Raw genomic sequence first — 210 nt, 5'->3', positions numbered from 1 at the left:
GTTCACTTTCTATAACAATAATATTAATACCCGCCTGCGGGATTTAACGCAGTCCCTACTGCCAGACCATGCCAAAGGCTATAAGTATCGGGGGATCACGATTTCCAGCGGTCATTTAGGCTGGCAAATTGAGAATATGCGCTATCAGAACACGCTACAGAAATGGGATGTCGTCATCCTGCAGGGGAACTCAACAGAAACGATTTCAAA

1 pseudogene is annotated in these 210 nt (G+C 45.2%); it reads left to right on the top strand.

Features of this window, described 5'->3' with window-relative positions:
- Nucleotides 1-210, top strand: a pseudogene (locus FDX22_RS30555) (hypothetical protein); the annotation flags it as partial.

Source organism: Citrobacter sp. TBCS-14 (assembly GCF_005280805.1).
In the GTDB taxonomy this organism is placed as follows: Bacteria; Pseudomonadota; Gammaproteobacteria; order Enterobacterales; family Enterobacteriaceae; genus Citrobacter; species Citrobacter gillenii.
The sequence above is the reverse complement of the archived record's forward strand: the minus strand, read 5'-3'. Positions and strand labels throughout refer to the sequence as shown.